20 protein-coding genes, 3 tRNA genes and 1 riboswitch are annotated in these 21337 nt (G+C 60.7%); of the genes, 18 read left to right on the forward strand and 5 right to left on the reverse strand.

Annotation, left to right across the window (positions count from 1 at the left end):
- Window positions 1-284 precede the first annotated feature (284 nt).
- The 4 genes from lon to RL_RS08785 all read left to right on the forward strand — a co-directional run bounded on the left by lon (window position 285) and on the right by RL_RS08785 (window position 6812).
- The gene (gene lon / locus RL_RS08770; RefSeq protein WP_003547341.1) at window positions 285-2702 is read left to right on the forward strand and encodes an endopeptidase La; all 2418 of its coding nucleotides are present in this window, start codon (window positions 285-287) and stop codon (window positions 2700-2702) included.
- Window positions 2703-2908: 206 nt separating this feature from the next.
- A complete protein-coding gene (hupB, locus tag RL_RS08775) occupies window positions 2909-3184 on the forward strand; it encodes a DNA-binding protein HupB (RefSeq protein ID WP_011651361.1) in 276 nt (91 codons plus the stop codon).
- A 186-nt stretch (window positions 3185-3370) separates the two neighbouring features.
- Window positions 3371-3525: riboswitch (FMN riboswitch) on the forward strand.
- 93 nt (window positions 3526-3618) lie between these two features.
- Window positions 3619-4518 (forward strand): riboflavin transporter RibN, encoded by a 900-nt coding sequence (locus tag RL_RS08780; RefSeq protein ID WP_086935544.1) that lies wholly within the window; start codon window positions 3619-3621, stop codon window positions 4516-4518.
- An 83-nt stretch (window positions 4519-4601) separates the two neighbouring features.
- A complete protein-coding gene (locus RL_RS08785; RefSeq protein ID WP_173364434.1) occupies window positions 4602-6812 on the forward strand; it encodes an esterase-like activity of phytase family protein in 2211 nt (736 codons plus the stop codon).
- 73 nt (window positions 6813-6885) lie between these two features.
- Here RL_RS08785 and RL_RS08790 read toward each other — a convergent pair whose 3' ends face one another.
- Entirely contained in the window at window positions 6886-7872 is a 987-nt protein-coding gene (locus tag RL_RS08790) for an aldo/keto reductase (protein WP_011651364.1), read from the reverse strand.
- 146 nt (window positions 7873-8018) lie between these two features.
- Between RL_RS08790 and RL_RS08795 the strand changes: the two genes are divergently transcribed.
- Complete coding sequence (locus RL_RS08795) at window positions 8019-8420, forward strand: (R)-mandelonitrile lyase (RefSeq protein WP_011651365.1); 402 nt, start codon at window positions 8019-8021, stop codon at window positions 8418-8420.
- A 109-nt stretch (window positions 8421-8529) separates the two neighbouring features.
- Here RL_RS08795 and RL_RS08800 read toward each other — a convergent pair whose 3' ends face one another.
- A complete protein-coding gene (locus tag RL_RS08800) occupies window positions 8530-9135 on the reverse strand; it encodes a class I SAM-dependent methyltransferase (protein ID WP_011651366.1) in 606 nt (201 codons plus the stop codon).
- Between the two features lie 165 nt (window positions 9136-9300).
- On the opposite strand from RL_RS08800, the gene RL_RS08805 reads away from it, so the two are divergent.
- A complete protein-coding gene (locus RL_RS08805; protein ID WP_003547358.1) occupies window positions 9301-9654 on the forward strand; it encodes a hypothetical protein in 354 nt (117 codons plus the stop codon).
- 133 nt (window positions 9655-9787) lie between these two features.
- A complete protein-coding gene (locus tag RL_RS08810) occupies window positions 9788-10336 on the forward strand; it encodes a glutathione peroxidase (RefSeq protein ID WP_011651367.1) in 549 nt (182 codons plus the stop codon).
- 385 nt (window positions 10337-10721) lie between these two features.
- Here RL_RS08810 and RL_RS08815 read toward each other — a convergent pair whose 3' ends face one another.
- The 3 genes from RL_RS08815 to RL_RS08825 form a co-directional block, all read right to left on the reverse strand.
- Complete coding sequence (locus tag RL_RS08815; protein WP_028741391.1) at window positions 10722-10934, reverse strand: hypothetical protein; 213 nt, start codon at window positions 10932-10934, stop codon at window positions 10722-10724.
- A gap of 321 nt (window positions 10935-11255) precedes the next feature.
- The gene (locus RL_RS08820) at window positions 11256-11654 is read right to left on the reverse strand and encodes a hypothetical protein (protein ID WP_028741390.1); all 399 of its coding nucleotides are present in this window, start codon (window positions 11652-11654) and stop codon (window positions 11256-11258) included.
- 101 nt (window positions 11655-11755) lie between these two features.
- Window positions 11756-11831 (reverse strand) — tRNA-Val (locus RL_RS08825).
- A gap of 404 nt (window positions 11832-12235) precedes the next feature.
- On the opposite strand from RL_RS08825, the gene RL_RS08830 reads away from it, so the two are divergent.
- From RL_RS08830 to nuoG, 11 genes are all read left to right on the forward strand, one after another.
- Window positions 12236-12312 (forward strand) — tRNA-Asp (locus RL_RS08830).
- A gap of 84 nt (window positions 12313-12396) precedes the next feature.
- A tRNA-Asp gene (locus RL_RS08835) sits at window positions 12397-12473 on the forward strand.
- 246 nt (window positions 12474-12719) lie between these two features.
- Window positions 12720-13085: an NADH-quinone oxidoreductase subunit A gene (locus RL_RS08840; protein WP_010055493.1), complete on the forward strand. Its 366-nt coding sequence runs from the start codon at window positions 12720-12722 to the stop codon at window positions 13083-13085.
- Entirely contained in the window at window positions 13076-13660 is a 585-nt protein-coding gene (locus tag RL_RS08845; protein ID WP_003547368.1) for a NuoB/complex I 20 kDa subunit family protein, read from the forward strand. Before RL_RS08840 ends, RL_RS08845 begins: the two co-directional genes overlap by 10 nt.
- An 18-nt stretch (window positions 13661-13678) precedes the next feature.
- Window positions 13679-14281, forward strand: coding sequence for an NADH-quinone oxidoreductase subunit C (locus RL_RS08850; RefSeq protein ID WP_003558447.1), 603 nt, complete (start codon window positions 13679-13681; stop codon window positions 14279-14281).
- Window positions 14282-14348: 67 nt separating this feature from the next.
- A complete protein-coding gene (locus tag RL_RS08855; protein WP_011651369.1) occupies window positions 14349-15539 on the forward strand; it encodes an NADH-quinone oxidoreductase subunit D in 1191 nt (396 codons plus the stop codon).
- The gene (locus RL_RS08860; RefSeq protein ID WP_025394095.1) at window positions 15539-15811 is read left to right on the forward strand and encodes a hypothetical protein; all 273 of its coding nucleotides are present in this window, start codon (window positions 15539-15541) and stop codon (window positions 15809-15811) included. Before RL_RS08855 ends, RL_RS08860 begins: the two co-directional genes overlap by 1 nt.
- A gap of 16 nt (window positions 15812-15827) precedes the next feature.
- Window positions 15828-16994, forward strand: coding sequence for an NADH-quinone oxidoreductase subunit E (locus tag RL_RS08865; RefSeq protein ID WP_011651370.1), 1167 nt, complete (start codon window positions 15828-15830; stop codon window positions 16992-16994).
- A gap of 10 nt (window positions 16995-17004) precedes the next feature.
- Window positions 17005-18309 (forward strand): NADH-quinone oxidoreductase subunit NuoF, encoded by a 1305-nt coding sequence (nuoF, locus tag RL_RS08870; RefSeq protein ID WP_003547378.1) that lies wholly within the window; start codon window positions 17005-17007, stop codon window positions 18307-18309.
- A gap of 2 nt (window positions 18310-18311) precedes the next feature.
- Window positions 18312-19028 carry an NADH-ubiquinone oxidoreductase gene (locus tag RL_RS08875; protein ID WP_041936251.1) on the forward strand — a complete coding sequence of 239 codons (717 nt, stop codon included), beginning with the start codon at window positions 18312-18314 and terminating at the stop codon, window positions 19026-19028.
- 218 nt (window positions 19029-19246) lie between these two features.
- A complete protein-coding gene (gene nuoG, locus RL_RS08880; RefSeq protein ID WP_011651372.1) occupies window positions 19247-21328 on the forward strand; it encodes an NADH-quinone oxidoreductase subunit NuoG in 2082 nt (693 codons plus the stop codon).
- Window positions 21329-21337: the final 9 nt, after the last annotated feature.

Here is a 21337-nt window from a genome sequence, read left to right on the forward strand (position 1 = left end):
ATGTTGCGCAAGGGATCGTGCTTGGCAATGATGCTATGATTCCGTAAGCCTCTTGCTGGCGTTTGTATTTTAGCCGGGTCGGAAGTGGTAAGCGCCGGTCCAGCCACGCGCTTCATAGTGTTGGCGTTCCGTTGTAATAAAGCTGTCACATCCGAGGGACGCGGGCGTTAGCGTGGCTTGAAAAGCGTAGTCAGAACCTCCACTTGTAGCAACAAGTAGAGTGCCGGCCGGTCCCAAGCGGCCGTGCAGAGAGCCCGGCAACGGGACGATGGAAAGGACATAAAATGACGAAGAAAACGTCTGTAGCGAGCAGCACTGCCTACCCTGTTCTGCCCCTGCGCGACATCGTGGTTTTCCCGCATATGATCGTGCCGCTGTTCGTCGGACGGGAAAAGTCGATCCGTGCGCTCGAAGAGGTCATGGGTTCCGATAAGCAGATCATGCTGGTAACGCAGATCAACGCCAGCGACGACGATCCGGATCCTTCGGCGATTCACAATGTCGGCACAGTGGCGAACGTGCTGCAGCTCCTGAAGCTGCCCGACGGCACCGTGAAGGTTCTGGTCGAAGGCCGCGCCCGCGCCGAGATCGACACCTATACCAGCCGCGAGGATTTTTATGAGGCGCTCGGCCATGTGCTCGAGGAGCCGCATGACGATCCGGTCGAACTGGAAGCCCTGTCGCGTTCGGTCGTCTCCGAATTCGAGAGCTACGTGAAGCTGAACAAGAAGATTTCGCCCGAAGTGGTCGGCGCCGCCAGCCAGATCGACGACTATTCCAAGCTCGCCGATACGGTTGCCTCGCATCTGTCGATCAAGATCACCGAGAAGCAGGAGATGCTGGAGACCACCAGCGTCAAGCAGCGCCTCGAAAAGGCCCTCGGCTTCATGGAAGGCGAGATCTCGGTCCTGCAGGTCGAAAAGCGCATCCGCTCGCGCGTCAAGCGCCAGATGGAGAAGACCCAGCGCGAATACTACCTCAATGAACAGATGAAGGCGATCCAGAAGGAACTCGGCGACGGCGAGGAAGGCCGCGACGAGATGAGCGAACTGGAAGAGCGCATCTCCAAGACCAAGCTGTCCAAGGAAGCCCGTGAAAAGGCCGATGCGGAACTGAAGAAGCTGCGCCAGATGAGCCCGATGTCGGCGGAAGCCACGGTCGTGCGCAATTATCTGGACTGGCTGCTCGGCATTCCCTGGGGCAAGAAGTCGAAGATCAAGGCCGATCTCAACAATGCCGAGAAGATCCTCGAAGCCGATCACTTCGGTCTCGACAAGGTCAAGGAGCGCATCGTCGAATATCTAGCCGTGCAGGCCCGCGCCACCAAGATCAAGGGCCCGATCCTCTGCCTCGTCGGCCCTCCGGGCGTCGGCAAGACCTCGCTCGCCCAGTCGATCGCCAAGGCGACCGGCCGCGAGTATGTCCGCATGGCGCTTGGCGGCGTTCGTGACGAAGCCGAAATCCGCGGTCACCGCCGCACCTATATCGGCTCAATGCCCGGCAAGGTCATCCAGTCGATGAAGAAGGCGAAGAAGTCCAACCCGCTCTTCCTGCTCGACGAGATCGACAAGCTCGGCCAGGACTATCGCGGTGATCCGTCCTCGGCCCTGCTCGAAGTGCTCGATCCGGCCCAGAACATGACCTTCATGGACCACTATCTGGAAGTCGAATACGACCTGTCGGATGTGATGTTCATCACGACGGCGAATACGCTGAACATTCCAGCGCCTCTGATGGACCGCATGGAGATCATCCGTATCGCCGGCTACACCGAGGATGAAAAGCGCGAAATCGCCAAGCGGCACCTGCTGCCGAAGGCCATCAAGGAACATGCGTTGCAGCCGGAGGAGTTCTCGGTCAGCGACGACGCCCTGATGGCGATCAGCCAGCAGTACACCCGCGAAGCCGGCGTCCGCAACTTCGAACGCGAACTGATGAAACTCGCCCGCAAGGCGGTCACCGAGATCATCAAGGGCAAGACGAAGGCCGTTCATGTGACGGCTGCCAACATCTCCGACTATCTGGGCGTCCCGCGCTTCCGCCATGGCGAAGCCGAGGGCGAGGATCAGGTCGGCGTCGTGACCGGTCTTGCCTGGACGGAAGTCGGTGGCGAGCTGCTGACCATCGAAGGTGTGATGATGCCGGGCAAGGGCCGCATGACGGTCACCGGCAATCTGAAGGAAGTCATGAAGGAATCGATCTCGGCAGCGGCCTCCTATGTCCGCTCGCGCGCCGTCGATTTCGGCATCGAGCCGCCGCGCTTCGACAAGAGCGACATCCACGTGCACGTGCCGGAAGGCGCAACCCCGAAGGATGGCCCCTCGGCCGGCGTCGCAATGGCAACCGCGATCGTCTCGATCATGACCGGCATCCCTGTGGACAGGCATGTGGCCATGACCGGTGAAATCACCCTTCGCGGCCGTGTGCTGCCGATCGGCGGTCTCAAGGAAAAGCTGCTCGCAGCGCTTCGTGGCGGCATCAAGAAGGTGCTGATTCCGGAGGAAAACGCCAAGGACCTGGCGGAGATTCCTGATAACGTGAAGAACAACATGGAGATCATCCCGGTATCCCGCATGGGCGAGGTGATCAAGCATGCACTGATCCGGCGGCCGGAGCCGATTGAATGGGACGGCACGGTGGAAACGCCGGTCATCACATCGGTCGAAGGCCTCGATGAGACAGGCGCAACCATAGCGCATTGAGTGGCCTTTGCCACATTTATGCCCCATTGGCGCAAAACACGGAAAAAGGCTGGCGGAAACGTCAGCCTTTTTTGTGAAAACGTCATGTAGACGCTTGCTTTTCCTTGATTTGCAGGGCTTTTGGGTTTTCGGCGGGCCTGATGAAACCTATTCTGCGCCTAGCTTACTTTTGAGTCGTTTCATACCATTTAGAAAGGGGTGGAAACATGAACAAGAATGAACTCGTGTCCGCAGTAGCCGAAAAGGCAGGACTGACGAAGTCTGACGCGGCTTCCGCTGTTGACGCGGTTTTCGACGTTGTCCAGGCTGAACTCAAGAACAAGGGCGACATTCGCCTCGCGGGTTTCGGCAGCTTCACCGTTTCTCATCGTGCCGCAACGAAGGGCCGTAACCCGTCGACGGGCGCTGAAGTCGACATTCCGGCTCGCAACGTGCCGAAATTCACGCCCGGCAAGGGCCTGAAGGACGCCGTCAACAGCTGATCTGAGATTATCCACCAGCCGGAAACGAGACCGGCTGTGCAGGATTTGAGAGGGGTTCGGCTTTGCCGGACCCCTTTTGCTTTAGAGCATGATGCCGAAAAGTGTGAGCGGTTTTCGGACGACATCATGCTCTGCTTTTTGATCTAGGAGCGCTCTTGCTGTCGCCCGGGCTTTGATCTACGACGTTTCTGTTCTCAGGGCGGGGTGAAACTCCCCACCGGCGGTAAGGGTTTCGGCTCGAGCCCGCGAGCGCCTTTCCTCGTGTCCAAGCGGGGGAGGGGTCAGCAGATCCGGTGCGATTCCGGAGCCGACGGTTAAAGTCCGGATGGAAGAGAATGAGCATCGGCCGTGCGAAGGGCAGGGAGTTGCCCTGTGTCGCCTGTCGGGGTTCATGCGTCCTGATTTATGTTGGTCCCTTGTTTCGGATGAAAGACATGAATCAGACTTCACTCGCCGTCGAGCCGTCCCGCGCCGTTGTCGGCGCCCTCTGGATGGTCCTTGCCGGCATTGCCTTTTCGCTTCTCAACGTCGTCACCCAATGGCTAACGATGAAGCTTGCCTTTCCCTCGGCGTCGGCAGCCTTCTGGCAATATGGCTTCGCCTTCCTGTTTTCGCTGCCGTTCCTGAAGAGGCTCGGCCTTGCGGCGATGCGCACGCACTATCCCTGGCGTCACCTCACACGCGTCGTGCTCGCCGCGCTCGGCGTCGAGGCTTGGGTCGCCGGCCTTGCCGCGGTGCCGATCTGGCAGGCGATTGCACTGGTGATGACCTCACCCTTCTTCATCATTCTGGGCGCCCGGCTTTTCCTCGGTGAGCGCGTCGGCCCGGCCCGCTGGGCTGCGACGGCTGCGGGTTTCACCGGAGCGATGATCATCCTGCAGCCATGGTCTGACGGCATTGGCTGGGCGGCTCTCTTGCCTGTGCTTTCGGCGCTGCTGTGGGGCGCCTCGTCGCTGATCACAAAGAGCCTGACGGGCATCGAACGACCGGAGACGATCACCGTCTGGCTGCTCGTTCTGCTGACGCCGATAAATGGCGGGCTGGCGCTTGCGGCAGGCTTTGCAGTGCCGACGGGCGCAACCCTTGCCCTGTTCCTGCTGGCGGGGCTGTTGACCGCCGTAGCGCAGTATTTCCTGACGCTTGCCTATGCCGCAGCCGATGCCGCCTACGTCCAGCCGTTCGACGATCTGAAGCTGCCGTTGAATGTGCTGGCCGGTTGGCTGTTCTTCGGCTATGCGCCGGCGGGTTACCTCTGGCTGGGAGCGGCTCTCATCCTGTCTGCTTCGCTGTTCATCATGCGAAACGAGATGCGCCGGGAGCGCAAACCAGCCTGACGTAATCAGGTGCAAAATGCCGCATCTGTCATGCCTCTGTCATGCCGCGCGCGCAGAAAACTCCTGTTTCGAATGTTCGACACATGGGGGATTTCATGACAATTTCATCGCGCAAGGCAGCGCTTGCTGCCGTGCTTCTCACATCGGTCGCCTTTCCGGCCGCGGCCGAGCCGGTTTTCAACCGCATCGCGTCCTTCCCGGTCGCAGAGAACCTGCCTGTTGATAAGGACAAGCTTTCGGCGAGCTCCGCCGAGATCATCACCGCGACCGACGACGGCAACACGCTGATCTATAGCGACAGCCCGCTCGGCGCGATCGGCTTTATCGACATTACCGATGCCAGGGCCCCCAAGGCCGGCGGCGCGCTGATAATGGACGGCGAGCCGACTTCGGTCACCTCGAGCGCCGGCAAAGCGCTCGTTGCCGTCAACACTTCCGAAAGCAAGGCCAAGCCCTCGGGCCGTCTCGCGATCGTCGACGTGGCGACCAAGAAGATCGAAAACGCGTGCGATCTCGGCGGCCAGCCGGATTCGATCGCCCTCAACAAGGACAAGACGCTCGGCACCATCGCAATCGAAAATGAGCGCGACGAAGACGTCAATGACGGCAAGATCCCACAGATGCCGGCCGGCGACCTCGTCGTCTTCCAGGTCAAGAATGGCACCGTCGATTGCGGTACCATCAAGCACGTGGCGCTGACCGGGCTTACCGGCGTCGCCCCGGAGGATCCGGAGCCGGAATTCGTCGCCTTCAACGGCCTGAACGAGATTGCCCTGACACTGCAGGAAAATAACGAGATTGTCATCATCGACGCCAACACGGCTGAAGTGAAGACGCATTTCTCCGCCGGCAGCGTCGATCTCTCCGGTATCGACACCAAGCGTGACGGCGCCCTGAAATTCTCAGGCGAAGCCAAGGGCGTGCTGCGCGAGCCCGACGCCGTGAAGTGGCTGGACGACAACCGCCTCGTCGTCGCCAATGAAGGCGACTACCAGGGCGGCTCACGCGGCTTCACCATCTTCGACAAGACGGGCAAGCTTCTCTACGAATCGGGCGCATCCTTCGAACGCGCCGTCGCCCATATCGGCCACTATCCGGAAAGCCGCTCGGGATCGAAGGGCGTCGAGCCCGAAGGCCTCGAAGCCGCCACGTTCGGCGACATCAAGTATTTCTTCCTGCTCGCCGAACGTGCCTCGGTCGTCGGCGTTTTCAAGGATACCGGCGCCGATCCCGAACTCGTCCAGCTGCTGCCATCAGGCATTTCGCCGGAAGGCGCGATCGCCATTCCCGCCCGCAATCTCTTTGCGACCGCCAACGAGGTCGATCTCGGCAAGGACGGCGGCACGCGCTCGCATGTGATGATCTACGAGCGCTCGGAAGGCGAGAAGGCCTATCCGCAGATCGTCTCCGCCGAAAAGGACGGCAATCCGATCGGTTTCGCAGCCCTTTCGGGTCTCGCAGCCGTTCCGGGCAAGCCGGGCATGCTCTACGCCGTCAGCGACAGCGTTCTGGGTTCGCAGCCGACGATCTACACGATCGACGCCAGCAAGAAGCCGGCCGTCATCACCGACGCCCTCGTCGTCAAGCGTGACGGCGCTCCGGCCCAGAAGCTCGACATCGAAGGCATCGCGGCTGCCGCCGATGGCTCCTTCTGGCTCGCCTCGGAAGGCTACAGCGAACGTCTCGTTCCGCACGCGCTCTACAACGTCAATGCCAAGGGTGACATCAAGGCCGAGATCGCCCTGCCGAAGGAACTCGCCGCCAACGAAATCCGCTACGGCTTCGAAGGCGTGACCATTGTCGGCACCGGTGACGACACCACGCTCTGGATGGCGGTCCAGCGCGAGTGGAGCGACGACGAGAAGGGCTTCGTCAAGCTCGTCTCTTACAATCCGAAGAAGAAGGAATGGGGTGCCGTTCGCTATCCGCTCGACAAGACGGAAAGCGGCTGGGTCGGTCTGTCGGAAATCTCGGCTCAGGGCGACAGCGTCTACATCATCGAGCGCGACAACCTCGTCGGCGACGTCGCCAGGCTGAAGAAGCTCTACAAGGTCGCGATATCGGACCTGAAGCCCGCCAAGCTCGGCGGCGAGCTGCCGGTCGTCAAGAAAACCGAAGCCCATGACTTCCTCGGTGAACTGAAGTCTGCCACCAACGGCTATGTGCTGGACAAGCTCGAAGGCTTCACCTTCGACGCCTCGGGTAAGCCCTACGCGGTCACTGACAATGACGGCGTCAGCGACTCCTCCGGCGAGACCCTGTTCTTCCCGGTCGAGCTGAGCGCGACAAACTGAGCTTCTGACCGTTACACGACATAAAAATGGCCGGGCGAAAACCCGGCCATTTGCATTTTGGAATGTCGATGGCCTACCAGCGCTGATGCACATGCGGCGCGATCAGCCGCTCGTAGATCTCGCGCGTTGCCGCCATGACATCGGTCGACAGCGGCGCAAGGTTGGCGGCAGCCGCGTTGGCCCTGGCCTGCTCGGCATTGCGGGCGCCGGGGATGACGACGGTGACAGCGTCGCTCATCAGGATCCAGCGGAGCGCGAAGGCAGCCATGCTGGCGCCCTCGGGCACCAGCTTGCGCACCTCTTCTACTGCCTGCAGGCCGACCTCGAAGGGAACGCCAGCAAAGGTCTCGCCGACATCGAAGGCTTCGCCGTTGCGGTTGAAATTGCGGTGGTCGTCGCTGGCAAAATGTGTGTCCCGGGTGATCTTGCCGGAGAGAAGACCGCTGGCGAGCGGCACGCGGGCGATGATCGCCACATTCCTGCGGCGCGCTTCCTGGACGAACAGATGGTCGGGGCGCTGGCGGAAGATGTTATAGATGATCTGGATGCTGACGACGCCGGGATATTCGATCGCCTTCAGCCCGTCCTCGACCTTTTCGACGCTGACGCCGTAACCCTTGATCTTGCCGGCCTTCTGCAGCGCGTTCAGGCCCTCGAAGATCTCAGGCTGGTAAAGCGCGTCGCGCGGCGGGCAGTGGAGTTGCACGAGGTCGAGGCTGTCAACGGCAAGATTCGTCAGGCTGCGGTCGATAAAGCCTTCGAGATTAGCCTTTGTGTAGCCTTCGGCGACATGCGGGTTGAGGCGGCGGCCGACCTTGGTGGCGACCATCGGCCGTTCGCCGCCGCGCGTCTTCAGCACGTCGGCAATGATCTTTTCAGAGCGGCCGTCGCCATAGACATCCGCGGTATCGATGAATGTCATGCCGGCATCGAGCGCGGCATTGAGCGCCGCGCGTCCGTCGGCCTCGCTGATATCGCCCCAGGAGCCGCCGATCTGCCAGGCGCCGAAGCCGACATTGGTGACGGTGAAGGGCATGCGGCCAAAAGCATGGTGTTTCATGAAAAATCCTCCGTAGGTGATGAAAGGTGTTGGAATTATCAGTCGGGTGAGTCCGCGGCAATTGCCGATCCAGCTTTGATTGGTCGCTCCGATGAAATATCGTTCTGCTACAAGGCTTCAACCGCATGGATGGAAAAGGAAAGATCATGGAGATCAAACCCGCCGGCTCTCGCCCCTCGACGAAGCCTCCGGCCGACTATTTCACCGGCGCCGTTCGCCAGGATCCTCTGATGGAAACACCGGCGCCGGCACGGGCGAGGGCGGTCTCCGTCACCTTCGAACCCGGCGCCCGCACCGCCTGGCATACGCATCCGCTCGGCCAGACGCTGATCGTGACATCAGGCAAGGGTCTCGCCCAGAGCTGGGGTGGGGACATCCGTGAGATTCGTCCCGGCGATACCGTCTGGTTCGCGCCGGGCGAAAAACATTGGCACGGTGCTGCCCCGGATACGGCGATGACGCACATCGCCATTCATGAGGCGCTGGACGGCAACCACGTCGACTGGATGGAAAAGGTCAGCGACGCGCAATATTCCGGCCAAGCGTAAAGCATGTCACGCAAAAGTGTGCAGCGGTTTTGCGGTTAAGACATGCGCAAGACCAAAGACCTAAAGCGCGTGAAGCGAATCTGAAAGATCGCGCCGCGCTTTAGACTGATCAGAGCCGCTTCAGGCAATAGGAAAAATGCGCGTGCGATTCGACCGTCAGGAACTCGAATTGCCAGCCATAATCCTTGCAGAATTTGGTAACCGCCTCGACGACACCATAGACGATCGGCTTGACCGTATTGCCGGTGCAGAAATCATGCCCGGCAATGCGCCCGGTCCGCTTCACCTTCTTTTCGCAGAGCAGGAGTTCTTGCCAGGTGAGCTCGAAGGAATGATCGGTATCGATATAGGCCCAGTCGAGGAAATCGTCCTCGAATTCGGCAAGCTTCTCGAGCGATGTGCCCTGCATCAGGTGCAGCCGGCCGGCCTCGATCTCGGCCGCGAAATTCGTGTGGATGGAGTCGAGCCCGGAGCTGTAGCGGTCCATCGACCAGGGATCGATGAGGTAGAGCTGCGCCGGGCGGTTCTTTTCCAGGATCTCCGCCGTATATTCGCCGAAGGCTGCCCCGACCTCGACGCCGATGCCGCCGTTCGGGATCCGGTAGAGCAATTCGCCGCGATCCGGCAGCAGGCGGGCGTTTTCCATATGATGGGCGCTGAGCGGCGTGCGCGGCATGCTCGCCCGGAGCGCCTGCCTTTCTTCACGTGTCTTCATCTTTGATCTCGGGATTGCGGGCGACTGACGGCCCTGATGCGGTTTGACGGGAAGGTAGGAGCAGCCGGCACCGATGACAACCGCATGACAGGAATTTGCTTCTTTCGAACAAACCGCTAAGTTCCATCTGTGAACTGACGAAAAAGCCTCGGGAGGAGCGATTTCATGAGACGCATGTGGCCTGAAGAATTCAACGCCATCATCAGCGGAGCTGAGGAGGTGATGTTGGAAACACCAGCCGAGGCCGGCGAAGCGCCGCTGCAACGCAAGGCGCTGAAGGCGCGAATCACCATGCAGGATTACGAGCGGATCTGGCCGCTCGCGGAGATGCGCTTCCGGCTTGGCGAAAGAGATGGCAAGGCCATCACGCTGATCACCACCAACCCCCACTATCATCCCTGGCACCCGAAGGACGGCGGCAGCGTCGATTCCGTGTCGGACAGTGGCCGCCATTACAAGACGGATTATCTCGTCGTGCACTTCCTGCTCGACGACGTGAAGGAAACGTCTCCCGCCTGAGGTGCTGAGGCCCGGTGCGGCCAGAAGCCGCACTGGCGTCCTGTGGAAGCCAAGTTGATCCCGACGCCGATGACAATGGCGGCGATATCGCTAAGCTTGAACGAAACATATCCTTACGAAACTGGAGGTTCCCGTGACGGGCAATGTGCTGGATATCCCGGTCAAAACAGTGGATGGTCGTGAGACCACGCTCAACGAATACAAGGGCAGGGTGCTCCTGGTCGTCAATGTCGCCTCGAAATGTGGGCTGACCGTCCAATATGAGGGATTGGAAAAGCTCTATGGGGAAAAGCGCGAGCGCGGCTTCGTCATCGCCGCCTTTCCCGCCAACGACTTCAAGGGTCAGGAGCCCGGCACCGACGCCGAGATCCTCGATTTCTGCACCAGCACCTATGACGTTACCTTCCCGATCTTCTCGAAGATCTCGGTCAGGGGCGAGGCCCAGCATCCGCTTTACCGGCAGCTGACCAAGGCGGGTGTGAAGACGACGGGTGACGGCCCGATGCGCGAACGCCTGAAATCCCACGGGATGACTGGCGGCGATGAGGACGACATCCTCTGGAACTTCGAAAAATTCCTGATCGGCCGTGACGGCAAAGTCGCCGCCCGATTCGCGCCGGATGTGACGGCCGACGATTCGCGGCTGGTTTCGGCGGTGGATAAAGAACTGTCGAAGGGATGAATGGTAGGGGATGAGCCCCACCAGAAAGAGGGATGCTCATTATCCCGATCGGACTCTCACATCTGACTCGGAGAAAACGAGAAAGTGCATCAGGCGCCGTCCACAGAGGCGCGGGAAAAACGCCGCTTCGGAATCCCGAAATTCGCCGCTTCGGGATTCCGAAATCCGTCGCGTTTTGCGAGGCGTCGATAGGAAAAAACATGCAATGATTTCAATCCCGCAACCAATTTCGGGATTCCGAAGTGCTGTATAGAGTTTGGTGGGGAGTTCCCGGCAAAGGCATGTGGCCACGATCTGAGACTCTGTCTCAGTGACAGAGCCATAGAAGCCCTCAGGCTACCAAGCGAGTCTGGACTGCAATGATTTGCGAAGCTGAGCAGGATCTTCAGATCCCAAGCACGGTCACCAGCGGGGGCGTAAAGTCCTTGAAGCCCACTCTCGGCCAATCACATCTTTTGTCGAATTTCATCTTTGGTTCGTGGCGCTGACATTTCGGATTCGTCTTGAATGCATATCCGGGCAGGGTGACGTATGTGGCACTTGGCGCGCCAAGGGCAATCGCGATGCACAACATCAATACGGAGCGCAGGGTCCTCATGGCACACCTCCAGGCGTGATGAACCTTCAAGCGCGGAGACATTCCGGGCGACGAATACTCCCACTTTCGCCGGCCCCTATCCATTCGCCCAATGGGAGGTGGCGCTGCGGCCGGGAGTAGTCCGTTTTGGTGGAGCGCTGGCTTTCAGGCGGCGGGCCGCATCTGAACCTGCCGGCGTGACGCCTTGCTGCGCTGGAACGTGTTGCCGAACGCTGCCTCGAATTCGTGGTCGACAGTCTCTGCAGATCTAAATTAGATGCCCGTGTGGGAGCCAACCTGTCGCGAGGGCCTCGTAAGAGGCGACGCATAGCGATCACGATGTCACATCTGCGTCAGAGAAAATGAGAAGGCGCATCGGGCGCCGCTCATAAACGAAACGCGGTTCTGGAAAAACGAAAACGTATATTCATCGCCGCTTTGACCGCTGTCTCTGAAAGAAGCAGGGAATCGGCTGATTGTGCTTAAGACGCCGCGCTGGCTGGTTTTCTTGATTTCCAGGCTGCAGGCTGAATTGTCTGCATCGACCGAAAAATTAATCGGCAGATCTGACGGCATTCTGAGCAGATAGGTGCTGGTTTCACGCGCTGGAGTTTCTCCCGATGTCGTGATCGTCTGATCCCCGGCAGACAGGAACACCTCTAGTGCCGGCTCTCTGGCAATGCACGGCGGCGCAGCCACGCTGGCGAGAAGCAGCGTAGAGATGATAGCAACGGTTTTCATGAGGTGTCTCCTGATAAAACACCTTGCGCAGATCGTGACCGGATTAGCGAGCTAATTCGGGAGTCTAACTCTGATGAACAAGCAGCGGGAAACTTTGGAAATGGTGGGCGATGACGGACTCGAACCGCCGACATCCTCGGTGTAAACGAGGCGCTCTACCAACTGAGCTAATCGCCCATCGCAAACGAAGCCGGATCGGCCTGCCGCGTTGGTGGCCGTGATTTATGCGGATCGCGGCAAAACCGCAAGAGTGTTTGTGAAGATTTTTTGATTTTTTTGGTGGTGGTCCCGTGTCTTGCAATGCCGCTTAGGCTCGGCTCGGCTGTGGAAAAGTGAGGGGAGGGCGGCGAGCATCCCCGTTTCGAAGGCGTTGCGTCTGCGGCTGAGCATCGCTGCGGAAGACGGAAGTGCCGGCTTTTGTTCGTCTGGCATCCAACCCACCGAAACAATTCGCAGACTGTCATGGTTTTGTCTCCAAACCTGCTTGACACTAAAAGGCGAACCCCGTAGTTAGCCGCTCATCGAAACGGGCAGCCGTTTTGGAGAGGGTGCGAAGGCATCCGGACTGCTTGAAATGAATTGCGGGTGTAGCTCAGTTGGTTAGAGTGCCGGCCTGTCACGCCGGAGGTCGCGGGTTCGAGCCCCGTCACTCGCGCCATTTCAAGTCTTGTAAAACGCAAATGCGATTTGTCGTTTGTCCGGTTCTCTTTATCCTCGCGGCCGCAAAATGGCCGATCAATGCGCGGGTGTAGCTCAGTCGGTTAGAGTGCCGGCCTGTCACGCCGGAGGTCGCGGGTTCGAGCCCCGTCACTCGCGCCATTTCTTCCGAAAGCCATGCAGTTTCCAGTGGTCAGGCATGCAGGTTCAAACGGCTTGCACGGATTTGTCGCGACATCGTTGCATCTGCTTGATAATGTCCGCGCGACACGCGTCGAATTGCCTCTGTAAAAGTCTTGCGCCGGGGCCTCGGCTGCGCTAACCACGGCTTGTTGCAACGCACGTTCGCTTGCCGGGCATTTGCCCAAATGCGCCGCCTGGCGTCTCCGGCAAGCAGGGATGAACATGATGACTGAACTGCTCAGTTCTTATATTCCGATCGCTATCTTCATTGCTATTGCGCTCGTCATCGGCCTGGCGCTGCTCATCGCGCCGTTCGCCGTGGCTTTCAAAGCGCCTGATTCGGAAAAGCTCTCGGCTTACGAATGCGGCTTCAACGCTTTCGACGACGCCCGCATGAAGTTCGACATCCGCTTTTACCTCGTGTCGATTCTCTTCATCATCTTCGACCTCGAAGTCGCCTTCCTCTTTCCCTGGGCCGTGTCTTTCGGCGCCATCGGCTGGTTCGGCTTCTGGTCCATGATGGTCTTCCTTCTCGTGCTGACCATCGGCTTTATCTATGAATGGAAGAAGGGAGCCCTGGAATGGGAGTAGCCCCTGTGAGCAATCAGCCGCTTGTTGCCCAGCAGCCGAAGGGGATTATCGATCCCTCGACCGGCAAGCCGATCGGCAGCAACGACCCGTTTTTCGGCGAGATCAACAATGAGCTTGCCGACAAGGGTTTCCTCGTCACCTCGACCGATGAGCTGATCAACTGGGCCCGCACCGGCTCGTTGATGTGGATGACCTTCGGTCTTGCCTGCTGCGCTGTCGAAATGATGCAGCTGTCGATGCCGCGTTATGACGTCGAGCGCTTCGGCTTTGCGCCACGCGCCTCGCCGCGCCAGTCCGACGTGATGATCGTCGCCGGCACGCTGACCAACAAGATGGCGCCCGCTCTGCGCAAGGTCTACGACCAGATGCCCGAGCCGCGCTACGTCATCTCGATGGGCTCCTGCGCCAATGGCGGCGGCTATTATCACTATTCCTATTCGGTGGTGCGCGGCTGTGACCGCATCGTGCCGATCGACATCTACGTGCCGGGCTGTCCCCCCACGGCAGAGGCGCTGCTTTATGGCGTGCTTCTGCTGCAGAAGAAGATCCGGCGTACCGGCACGATCGAACGCTAAGGGTTAAGGACAAGGCATATGAGTGAAGCCCTGACTGAGCTTGCGTCCTACCTTGGCGAAGCGCGCGGCAACCTGATCGCCGCATCGCAGATGAAGTATGGCGAACTGACGCTGACGACGACGGGTGAAAACCTGGTCGCACTGCTGACCTTCCTGCGCGACGATGCCAAATGCGGTTTCGTCAACCTGATCGATATTTGCGGAGTCGACTGGCCGCAGCGCGAGCTGCGTTTCGACGTCGTCTACCACCTGCTGTCGCCGAAGAAGAACCTGCGCATCCGCGTCAAGGTCGCAACGGATGAAGATACGCCGGTTCCGTCGGCCTGCCCGGTCTATCCCGGCGCCGACTGGTTCGAGCGCGAGACCTGGGACATGTATGGTGTGCTCTTCACCGGCCATCCGGACCTGCGCCGCATCCTGACCGACTACGGTTTCGAAGGCCATCCGCTGCGCAAGGACTTCCCGACCACCGGTTTCGTCGAGGTTCGCTATGACGATGCTGCGAAGCGCGTCGTCTACGAGCCAGTGGAACTGAAACAGGAATTCCGCAATTTCGACTTCATGTCTCCCTGGGAAGGCACGGAATATGTGCTGCCGGGCGATGAGAAGGCGAAGCAGTAGGATCTAAAAACTACACTATTGCCTATTGCCCACTGGCTTATGCCTGCAATAGCGGAGCGCGTTGCAAATGACCGAACATAACGTCCGCAACTTCAACATCAATTTCGGACCGCAGCATCCGGCGGCGCACGGCGTTCTTCGTCTTGTCCTGGAGCTTGACGGCGAAATTGTGGAGCGTGTCGATCCGCATATCGGCCTTTTGCATCGCGGCACCGAGAAGCTGATCGAGACCAAGACCTATCTTCAGGCCGTGCCCTATTTCGATCGCCTCGATTACGTCGCGCCGATGAACCAGGAACATGCCTATGCGATGGCCGTCGAAAAGCTGCTCGGCATCGAGATCCCGATTCGCGGTCAGCTGATCCGCGTTCTCTATTCGGAAATTGGCCGCATCCTGTCGCACCTCCTGAACGTCACGACACAGGCCATGGACGTCGGCGCGCTGACGCCGCCGCTCTGGGGCTTCGAAGAGCGCGAAAAGCTGATGGTGTTCTATGAGCGTGCCAGCGGCTCACGCATGCACGCCGCCTATTTCCGTCCGGGTGGCGTCCACCAGGACCTGCCCGAACAGCTCGTGCAGGATATCGGCGCTTGGTGCGACCCGTTCCTGAAGGCGCTCGACGACATCGACAACCTGTTGACCGGCAACCGCATCTTCAAGCAGCGCAACGTCGATATCGGCGTCGTCTCGCTGGACGAATGCTGGGCTTGGGGCTTTTCCGGCGTCATGGTGCGCGGTTCGGGTGCGGCCTGGGATCTGCGTCGCGCCCAGCCCTATGAATGTTATTCCGATCTCGAATTCGACATCCCGATCGGCAAGAATGGCGACAACTACGACCGCTATCTGATCCGCATGATCGAGATGCGCGAGTCGGTCCGTATCATGAAGCAATGCGTCAACCGCCTGCTCTCGGATGCCAAGACCGGTCCTTTCTCGTCGATCGACGGCAAGGTCGTGCCGCCGAAGCGCGGCGAGATGAAGCGCTCGATGGAAGCGCTGATCCACCACTTCAAACTCTATACCGAAGGCTATCACGTGCCGGCTGGCGAGGTTTATGCTGCTGTCGAAGCGCCGAAAGGCGAGTTCGGCGTCTATCTCGTCTCCGACGGCACCAACAAGCCCTATCGCTGCAAGATCCGTGCTCCGGGTTACGCCCATCTGCAGGCGATGGACTTCATGTGCCGCGGCCACCAGCTTGCCGACGTCGCGGCCGTCCTCGGCTCGCTCGACATCGTCTTCGGCGAGGTGGACCGCTGATGCAGCTTCTGCCGCTGGCCGTCGCAATCCTTCTTTCGGCATCCGGGGTTTCGGCTCAGGAGTCCGATAGTCTCGGCACGCCGCTGGGCCACAAGGAAGAGACGCCGCCGGCGCAGCAATCGTCCATGGGCGAGCTTTTGTCCAAGGGCTATCAGATCAAGGCTGCCATTCCGAACGGCAGCAAATTCGTAGTGTTTATGCAAAAAGACCAGTCGGCCTATGCCTGCGAAATGCAGTCTTTGACCGCTTCGCGGTGTGGAACCCTAAACTGACAAGGCGTGAGGAAGAATGTCCGTTCGTCGATTAGCCGAAGATCAATTCCAGCCTGCCGCATTCGCCTTCAGCGATGACAATGCGGTCTGGGCGGACAAGACGATCCAGAAATACCCCGCCGGCCGCCAGCAATCGGCGGTCATCCCGCTGTTGATGCGGGCGCAGGAGCAGGATGGCTGGGTCACGCGCGCGGCGATCGAAAAGATCGCCGACATGCTGGATATGGCCTATATCCGCGTGCTTGAGGTCGCGACCTTCTATACGCAGTTCCAGCTGCATCCTGTGGGCACCCGCGCCCATGTTCAGGTCTGCGGCACGACGCCTTGCATGCTGCGCGGCTCGGAAGCGCTGATGTCGGTCTGCAAGAGCAAGATCCATGCCCATGCCTTCGAGCGCAATGCCGAAGGCACGCTGTCCTGGGAAGAGGTCGAATGTCTCGGGGCCTGCGTCAATGCGCCGATGGTGATGATCGGCAAGGACACCTATGAAGACCTGACGCCTGAGCGTCTCGAAGAGATCATCGACGTCTTTGCCGCCGGCAATGGCGCCAGCATCAAGCCCGGCACCCAGATCGACCGGGTGTTTTCGGCGCCTGAAGGTGGCCCGACCTCTTTGACGACCGAAGAGCCGAAGGTGAGGGCGCGCGCCAAGAAGGCCGATGCCGAAACCGTGTCGGCCCCGGTCGACGCCGCGCCGGTTCCGCCCTCCGAGGCTGCCCGCCCTAAGAGCACCGATGCCGAGACCAATGCTGCTCTGAAGACGCCGGCAACGGCACCGAAGGCGGCTGCAAAAAACGCAAAGGCTGCCGAGCAGCAGCCGATATCAGGCACTGCAGCCGCCGAACCGGCGCCGAAAGCTGCCGTCAAGGCCGAGGCTGCCCCGGCGGCAAAGCCTGCCCTGACTGACAAGAACCGGCCGGCCGGTGTGGAAAAGCCCGCTGCCCCGGACGATCTGAAGATGATCTCGGGTGTCGGTCCGAAGATCGAGGCGACGTTGAACGAAATCGGCATCTTCACCTTCGCGCAGGTTGCAGGCTGGAAGAAGGCCGAACGCGAATGGGTCGATGGCTACCTGAACTTCCGCGGCCGCATCGAGCGCGATGACTGGGTCAAGCAGGCCAAGGCGCTCGCCAAGGGCGGGGAAGCGGAATATATCAAGGTCTTCGGCAAGAAGCCGCGGTAAGAGGTGAAGCATGTTACAAGATAAAGACCGCATCTTTACCAACATCTACGGCCTCAAGGACAAATCCCTGAAGGGCGCGATGAGCCGCGGCCATTGGGACGGCACCAAGCAGATCCTCGAAAAGGGCCGCGACTGGATCATCAACGAGATGAAGGCGTCGGGCCTTCGCGGCCGCGGCGGCGCCGGTTTCCCCACAGGCCTCAAATGGTCCTTCATGCCGAAGGAAAGCGACGGTCGGCCGCACTACCTCGTCGTCAACGCCGACGAATCCGAGCCCGGCACCTGCAAGGACCGCGACATCATGCGTCACGATCCGCATACGCTGATCGAAGGCTGTGTCATCGCGAGCTTCGCCATGGGCGCCAATGCGGCCTACATCTACGTGCGCGGCGAATATATCCGCGAGCGTGAGGCGCTACAGGCGGCGATCGACGAATGCTATGATTATGGCCTGCTCGGCAAGAACAACAAGCTCGGCTGGGACATGGATATCTTCGTCCATCACGGCGCCGGCGCCTATATCTGCGGCGAAGAAACCGCGCTGCTCGAAAGCCTCGAAGGCAAGAAGGGTCAGCCGCGTCTGAAGCCGCCGTTCCCGGCCAATATGGGCCTCTACGGCTGCCCGACGACGGTCAACAACGTCGAATCGATCGCTGTCGCGCCGACGATCCTGCGCCGCGGCGCCGGCTGGTTCTCGGCCATCGGCCGTCCGAACAATGTCGGCACCAAGCTGTTCATGCTCTCCGGCCACGTCAACAAGCCGTGCACCGTCGAAGAAGAAATGGGCATCACTTTCCGCGAACTGGTCGACCGCCATGCCGGCGGCATCCGCGGCGGCTGGGACAACCTGCTTGCCGTCATTCCGGGCGGGGCATCCTGCCCGATCGTTCCGGCCAAGGACATTATCGATTGCCCGATGGATTTCGACGGCCTGCGCGGCGTCGGCTCTTCCTTCGGTACAGCCGCCGCGATCGTCATGGACAAGTCCACCGACGTCATCAAGGCGATCGCCCGCATCTCCGCCTTCTTCAAGCACGAGAGCTGCGGCCAGTGCACGCCCTGCCGCGAAGGCACGGGCTGGATGTGGCGCGTGATGGAGCGCATGGCCAAGGGCAATGCCCAGAAGCGCGAAATCGACATGCTGTTCCAGGTGACGAAGCAGATCGAAGGCCACACCATCTGCGCGCTCGGCGACGCCGCCGCATGGCCGGTGCAGGGTCTGATCCGTAACTTCCGTCCCGAGATCGAAAAGCGCATCGACCAGTATACGGCGAGCGCGCTTGATCACGGCGCGGTTCTGGAGGCGGCTGAATAATCATGGCGGACAATGCATCCAAGGGTAGGAAAAACGAAGAAGTCGCCGATTTCGCGGCCGGGTTCGGCCGTCTTGCCGCCGAGATGCTGGAAAATGCACGGGCGATGCCGGTGCATCCGCTGATGGCGCATCCCGCTGCAGCCTTTGCCGCCGCAACGGCGATCGGCTTCGGTTTCTCGACCCAGATGGCCGGCGCCTTCTTCGGGGCGTTCCAGAGCGCCCTGGAAACGACCGGCAAGGTCGCGGCCGCCCTCGATGACACGCCGCCGGACGAACTGAAGCCCGATGTCGATATCCGGCAGCAGAATATTCGCCCGGTCGTGAAGGCGTTCACCAAGCCGCCGGCCGAGCAGAAGGCAGGACCGAGACTGACTGTCGTCAAGCCGGTCAGCGAGCCGACGCCAGCCAGCCCAGCGAAGCCAGTCACCCAAGCGAAGCCAGCCAGCCAAGCGAAGGCCAGCCAGCCAAAGCCGGCCGTGAAGGCAAAACCGGTTGCGCGGGGGAAGACCGATGATCTCAAGCTGATCGCCGGCATCGGCCCGAAGCTGGAGCAGGTGCTGAACGCCAAGGGCATTCGCAGCTTCGCCGAGATCGCCGCCTGGACCGACGAGGAGATCGCCCGGTTCGACGCCGAGCTCGGCTTTAACGGCCGCATCGGCCGTGACGACTGGGCCGGTCAGGCGAAAGTTCTGGCAGGGCGGGGCCGCGGAAAGAAATGAACTGTCCGGCCGTGTCAATCGGCCGGGAAGATGGGCAGATCGGCGGATGGGCGGGGGCCTCAAGATGCCGGTGCGGGTTCCGGATCTGGAACGCGCGACAGAGAATTTGGGCGACATCAGATGTCGGCAGGACGAAAGATCCGGCTTGGCAATGAGAGTGCTGCAAAAATAGGTTTGTTTGCCATCATCAGGCAAACGGGAAACAGGACTGAGCGACGATGGCAAAACTGAGGATTGACGGCAACGAGATCGAAGTTCCGGATCATTTCACGCTATTGCAGGCGTGTGAGGATGCCGGTGCCGAGGTTCCGCGCTTCTGCTTCCATGAGCGCCTGTCGGTTGCCGGCAATTGCCGCATGTGCCTTGTCGAGGTGAAGGGCGGCCCGCCGAAGCCGCAGGCTTCCTGCGCCATGAGCGTGCGCGATATCCGCGGCGGCCCGAACGGCGAACTGCCTGAGGTCTTCACCAACACCCCGATGGTCAAGAAGGCCCGCGAAGGTGTGATGGAATTCCTGCTGATCAACCATCCGCTCGATTGCCCGATCTGCGACCAGGGCGGCGAATGCGACCTGCAGGACCAGGCGATGGCCTTCGGCATCGACACTTCGCGCTATCAGGAAGACAAGCGCGCCGTCGAGGACAAGTATATCGGGCCGCTGGTCAAGACGGTGATGAACCGCTGCATCCACTGCACGCGCTGCGTCCGCTTCACCACCGAGGTCGCCGGCATTTCCGAACTCGGCCTGATCGGCCGCGGCGAGGATGCCGAGATCACCACCTATCTCGAACAGGCGATGACCTCCGAGCTGCAGGGCAACGTCGTCGACCTTTGCCCGGTCGGCGCGCTCACCTCGAAGCCCTTCGCCTTCACCGCGCGCCCCTGGGAGCTGAACAAGACCGAATCGATCGACGTCATGGATGCCGTCGGTTCGGCGATCCGCGTCGACACCCGTGGCCGTGAGGTCATGCGCATCCTGCCGCGCGTCAATGAGGCGATCAACGAGGAGTGGATTTCCGACAAGAGCCGCTTCATCTGGGACGGCCTGAAGACCCAGCGCCTCGACCGGCCTTATGTTCGCCGCGACGGCCGCCTGCAGCCCGCCACCTGGGCTGAAGCCTTCGGCGCCATCAAGGCCGCCGTCGGCGCCACCTCGGGCGAGAAGATCGGCGCGATATCAGGCGACCTCGCTTCCGTCGAGGAAATGTATGCTCTCTCCGAACTGGTGAAGTCGCTGGGGTCGGTCAATCTCGACTGTCGCCAGGATGGGGCGGCACTCGATCCGTCGCTCGGCCGTGCAAGCTACCTCTTCAACCCGACCATATCGGGCATCGACCAGGCCGACGCGCTGTTGATCATCGGCGCCAATCCGCGCTTCGAAGCAGCCATCCTCAACGCCCGCATCCGCAAGCGCTGGCGCCGCGGCAAGTTCCCGATCGGCGTGATCGGCGAGCCGGGCGAACTGCGCTACAGCTATGATTACCTCGGCGGCGGTCCGGACACGCTGAAGGATCTGGTCGACGGTACCCACGCCTTCGCCGACGTGCTGAAGAATGCCGCCAAGCCGATGATCATCATCGGCCAGGGCGCGCTCTCGCGCACCGACGGCGCCGGCGTTCTCGCCAGCGCTGCAAAGCTTGCCGGATCGGTCGGCGCGGTCGCCGAAGGCTGGAACGGCTTTGCCGTCCTCCATACCGCGGCCTCGCGCGTCGGCGGCCTTGACCTCGGCTTCGTGCCGGGCGCCAAGGGCGTCAATGCCGCCGAGATGCTGACGGCGATGGACGTGCTCTTCCTGCTCGGCGCAGACGAACTCGACTTCACCGCCAAGAAGGCCAAGCTCACCGTCTATATCGGCTCGCATGGCGATAACGGCGCGCACCATGCCGACGTCATCCTGCCGGCCGCAGCCTATACCGAAAAGTCCGGCACCTGGGTCAACACCGAAGGCCGCGTCCAGATGGGCAACCGCGCAGGCTTTGCGCCAGGTGACGCCCGCGAGGACTGGGCGATCATCCGCGCCCTTTCCGACGTGCTCGGCAAAAAGCTTCCCTTCGATTCGCTCAGCGAATTGCGTGTCCGGCTCTATGCCGCTTTCCCGCATTTCGCCGCCATCGACGAGATCGCCGAAACCGATAGCGCCCAAATTGCCGCAGTTGCGAAAAAAGCCGGCAAGATGAACAAATCCGGGTTTGCGTCGCCGGTGAAAGACTTCTATTTGACGAACCCGATCGCGCGTGCCTCGGCTGTCATGGCGGAGTGCTCGGCATTGGCCCGCAACAACTTCAAAGTCGCGGCAGAGTAAGGGCAGGGG

Source organism: Rhizobium johnstonii 3841 (genome assembly GCF_000009265.1).
GTDB lineage: Bacteria > Pseudomonadota > Alphaproteobacteria > Rhizobiales > Rhizobiaceae > Rhizobium > Rhizobium acaciae.

Bases quoted from the DNA above. Each gene is read 5' to 3' on its own strand.
- RL_RS08780 (WP_086935544.1), top strand. From the start codon at position 3,619: ATGAATCAGACTTCACTCGCCGTCGAGCCGTCCCGCGCCGTTGTCGGC.
- RL_RS08865 (WP_011651370.1), top strand. From the start codon at position 15,828: ATGTCCGTTCGTCGATTAGCCGAAGATCAATTCCAGCCTGCCGCATTC.
- RL_RS08840 (WP_010055493.1), top strand. From the start codon at position 12,720: ATGACTGAACTGCTCAGTTCTTATATTCCGATCGCTATCTTCATTGCT.
- RL_RS08820 (WP_028741390.1), bottom strand. From the start codon at position 11,654: ATGAAAACCGTTGCTATCATCTCTACGCTGCTTCTCGCCAGCGTGGCT.
- RL_RS08875 (WP_041936251.1), top strand. From the start codon at position 18,312: ATGGCGGACAATGCATCCAAGGGTAGGAAAAACGAAGAAGTCGCCGAT.
- RL_RS08795 (WP_011651365.1), top strand. From the start codon at position 8,019: ATGGAGATCAAACCCGCCGGCTCTCGCCCCTCGACGAAGCCTCCGGCC.
- RL_RS08860 (WP_025394095.1), top strand. From the start codon at position 15,539: ATGCAGCTTCTGCCGCTGGCCGTCGCAATCCTTCTTTCGGCATCCGGG.
- RL_RS08805 (WP_003547358.1), top strand. From the start codon at position 9,301: ATGAGACGCATGTGGCCTGAAGAATTCAACGCCATCATCAGCGGAGCT.
- RL_RS08785 (WP_173364434.1), top strand. From the start codon at position 4,602: ATGGGGGATTTCATGACAATTTCATCGCGCAAGGCAGCGCTTGCTGCC.
- RL_RS08850 (WP_003558447.1), top strand. From the start codon at position 13,679: ATGAGTGAAGCCCTGACTGAGCTTGCGTCCTACCTTGGCGAAGCGCGC.
- nuoG (WP_011651372.1), top strand. From the start codon at position 19,247: ATGGCAAAACTGAGGATTGACGGCAACGAGATCGAAGTTCCGGATCAT.
- lon (WP_003547341.1), top strand. From the start codon at position 285: ATGACGAAGAAAACGTCTGTAGCGAGCAGCACTGCCTACCCTGTTCTG.
- RL_RS08790 (WP_011651364.1), bottom strand. From the start codon at position 7,872: ATGAAACACCATGCTTTTGGCCGCATGCCCTTCACCGTCACCAATGTC.
- RL_RS08800 (WP_011651366.1), bottom strand. From the start codon at position 9,135: ATGAAGACACGTGAAGAAAGGCAGGCGCTCCGGGCGAGCATGCCGCGC.
- RL_RS08855 (WP_011651369.1), top strand. From the start codon at position 14,349: ATGACCGAACATAACGTCCGCAACTTCAACATCAATTTCGGACCGCAG.
- nuoF (WP_003547378.1), top strand. From the start codon at position 17,005: ATGTTACAAGATAAAGACCGCATCTTTACCAACATCTACGGCCTCAAG.
- RL_RS08815 (WP_028741391.1), bottom strand. From the start codon at position 10,934: ATGAGGACCCTGCGCTCCGTATTGATGTTGTGCATCGCGATTGCCCTT.
- RL_RS08845 (WP_003547368.1), top strand. From the start codon at position 13,076: ATGGGAGTAGCCCCTGTGAGCAATCAGCCGCTTGTTGCCCAGCAGCCG.
- hupB (WP_011651361.1), top strand. From the start codon at position 2,909: ATGAACAAGAATGAACTCGTGTCCGCAGTAGCCGAAAAGGCAGGACTG.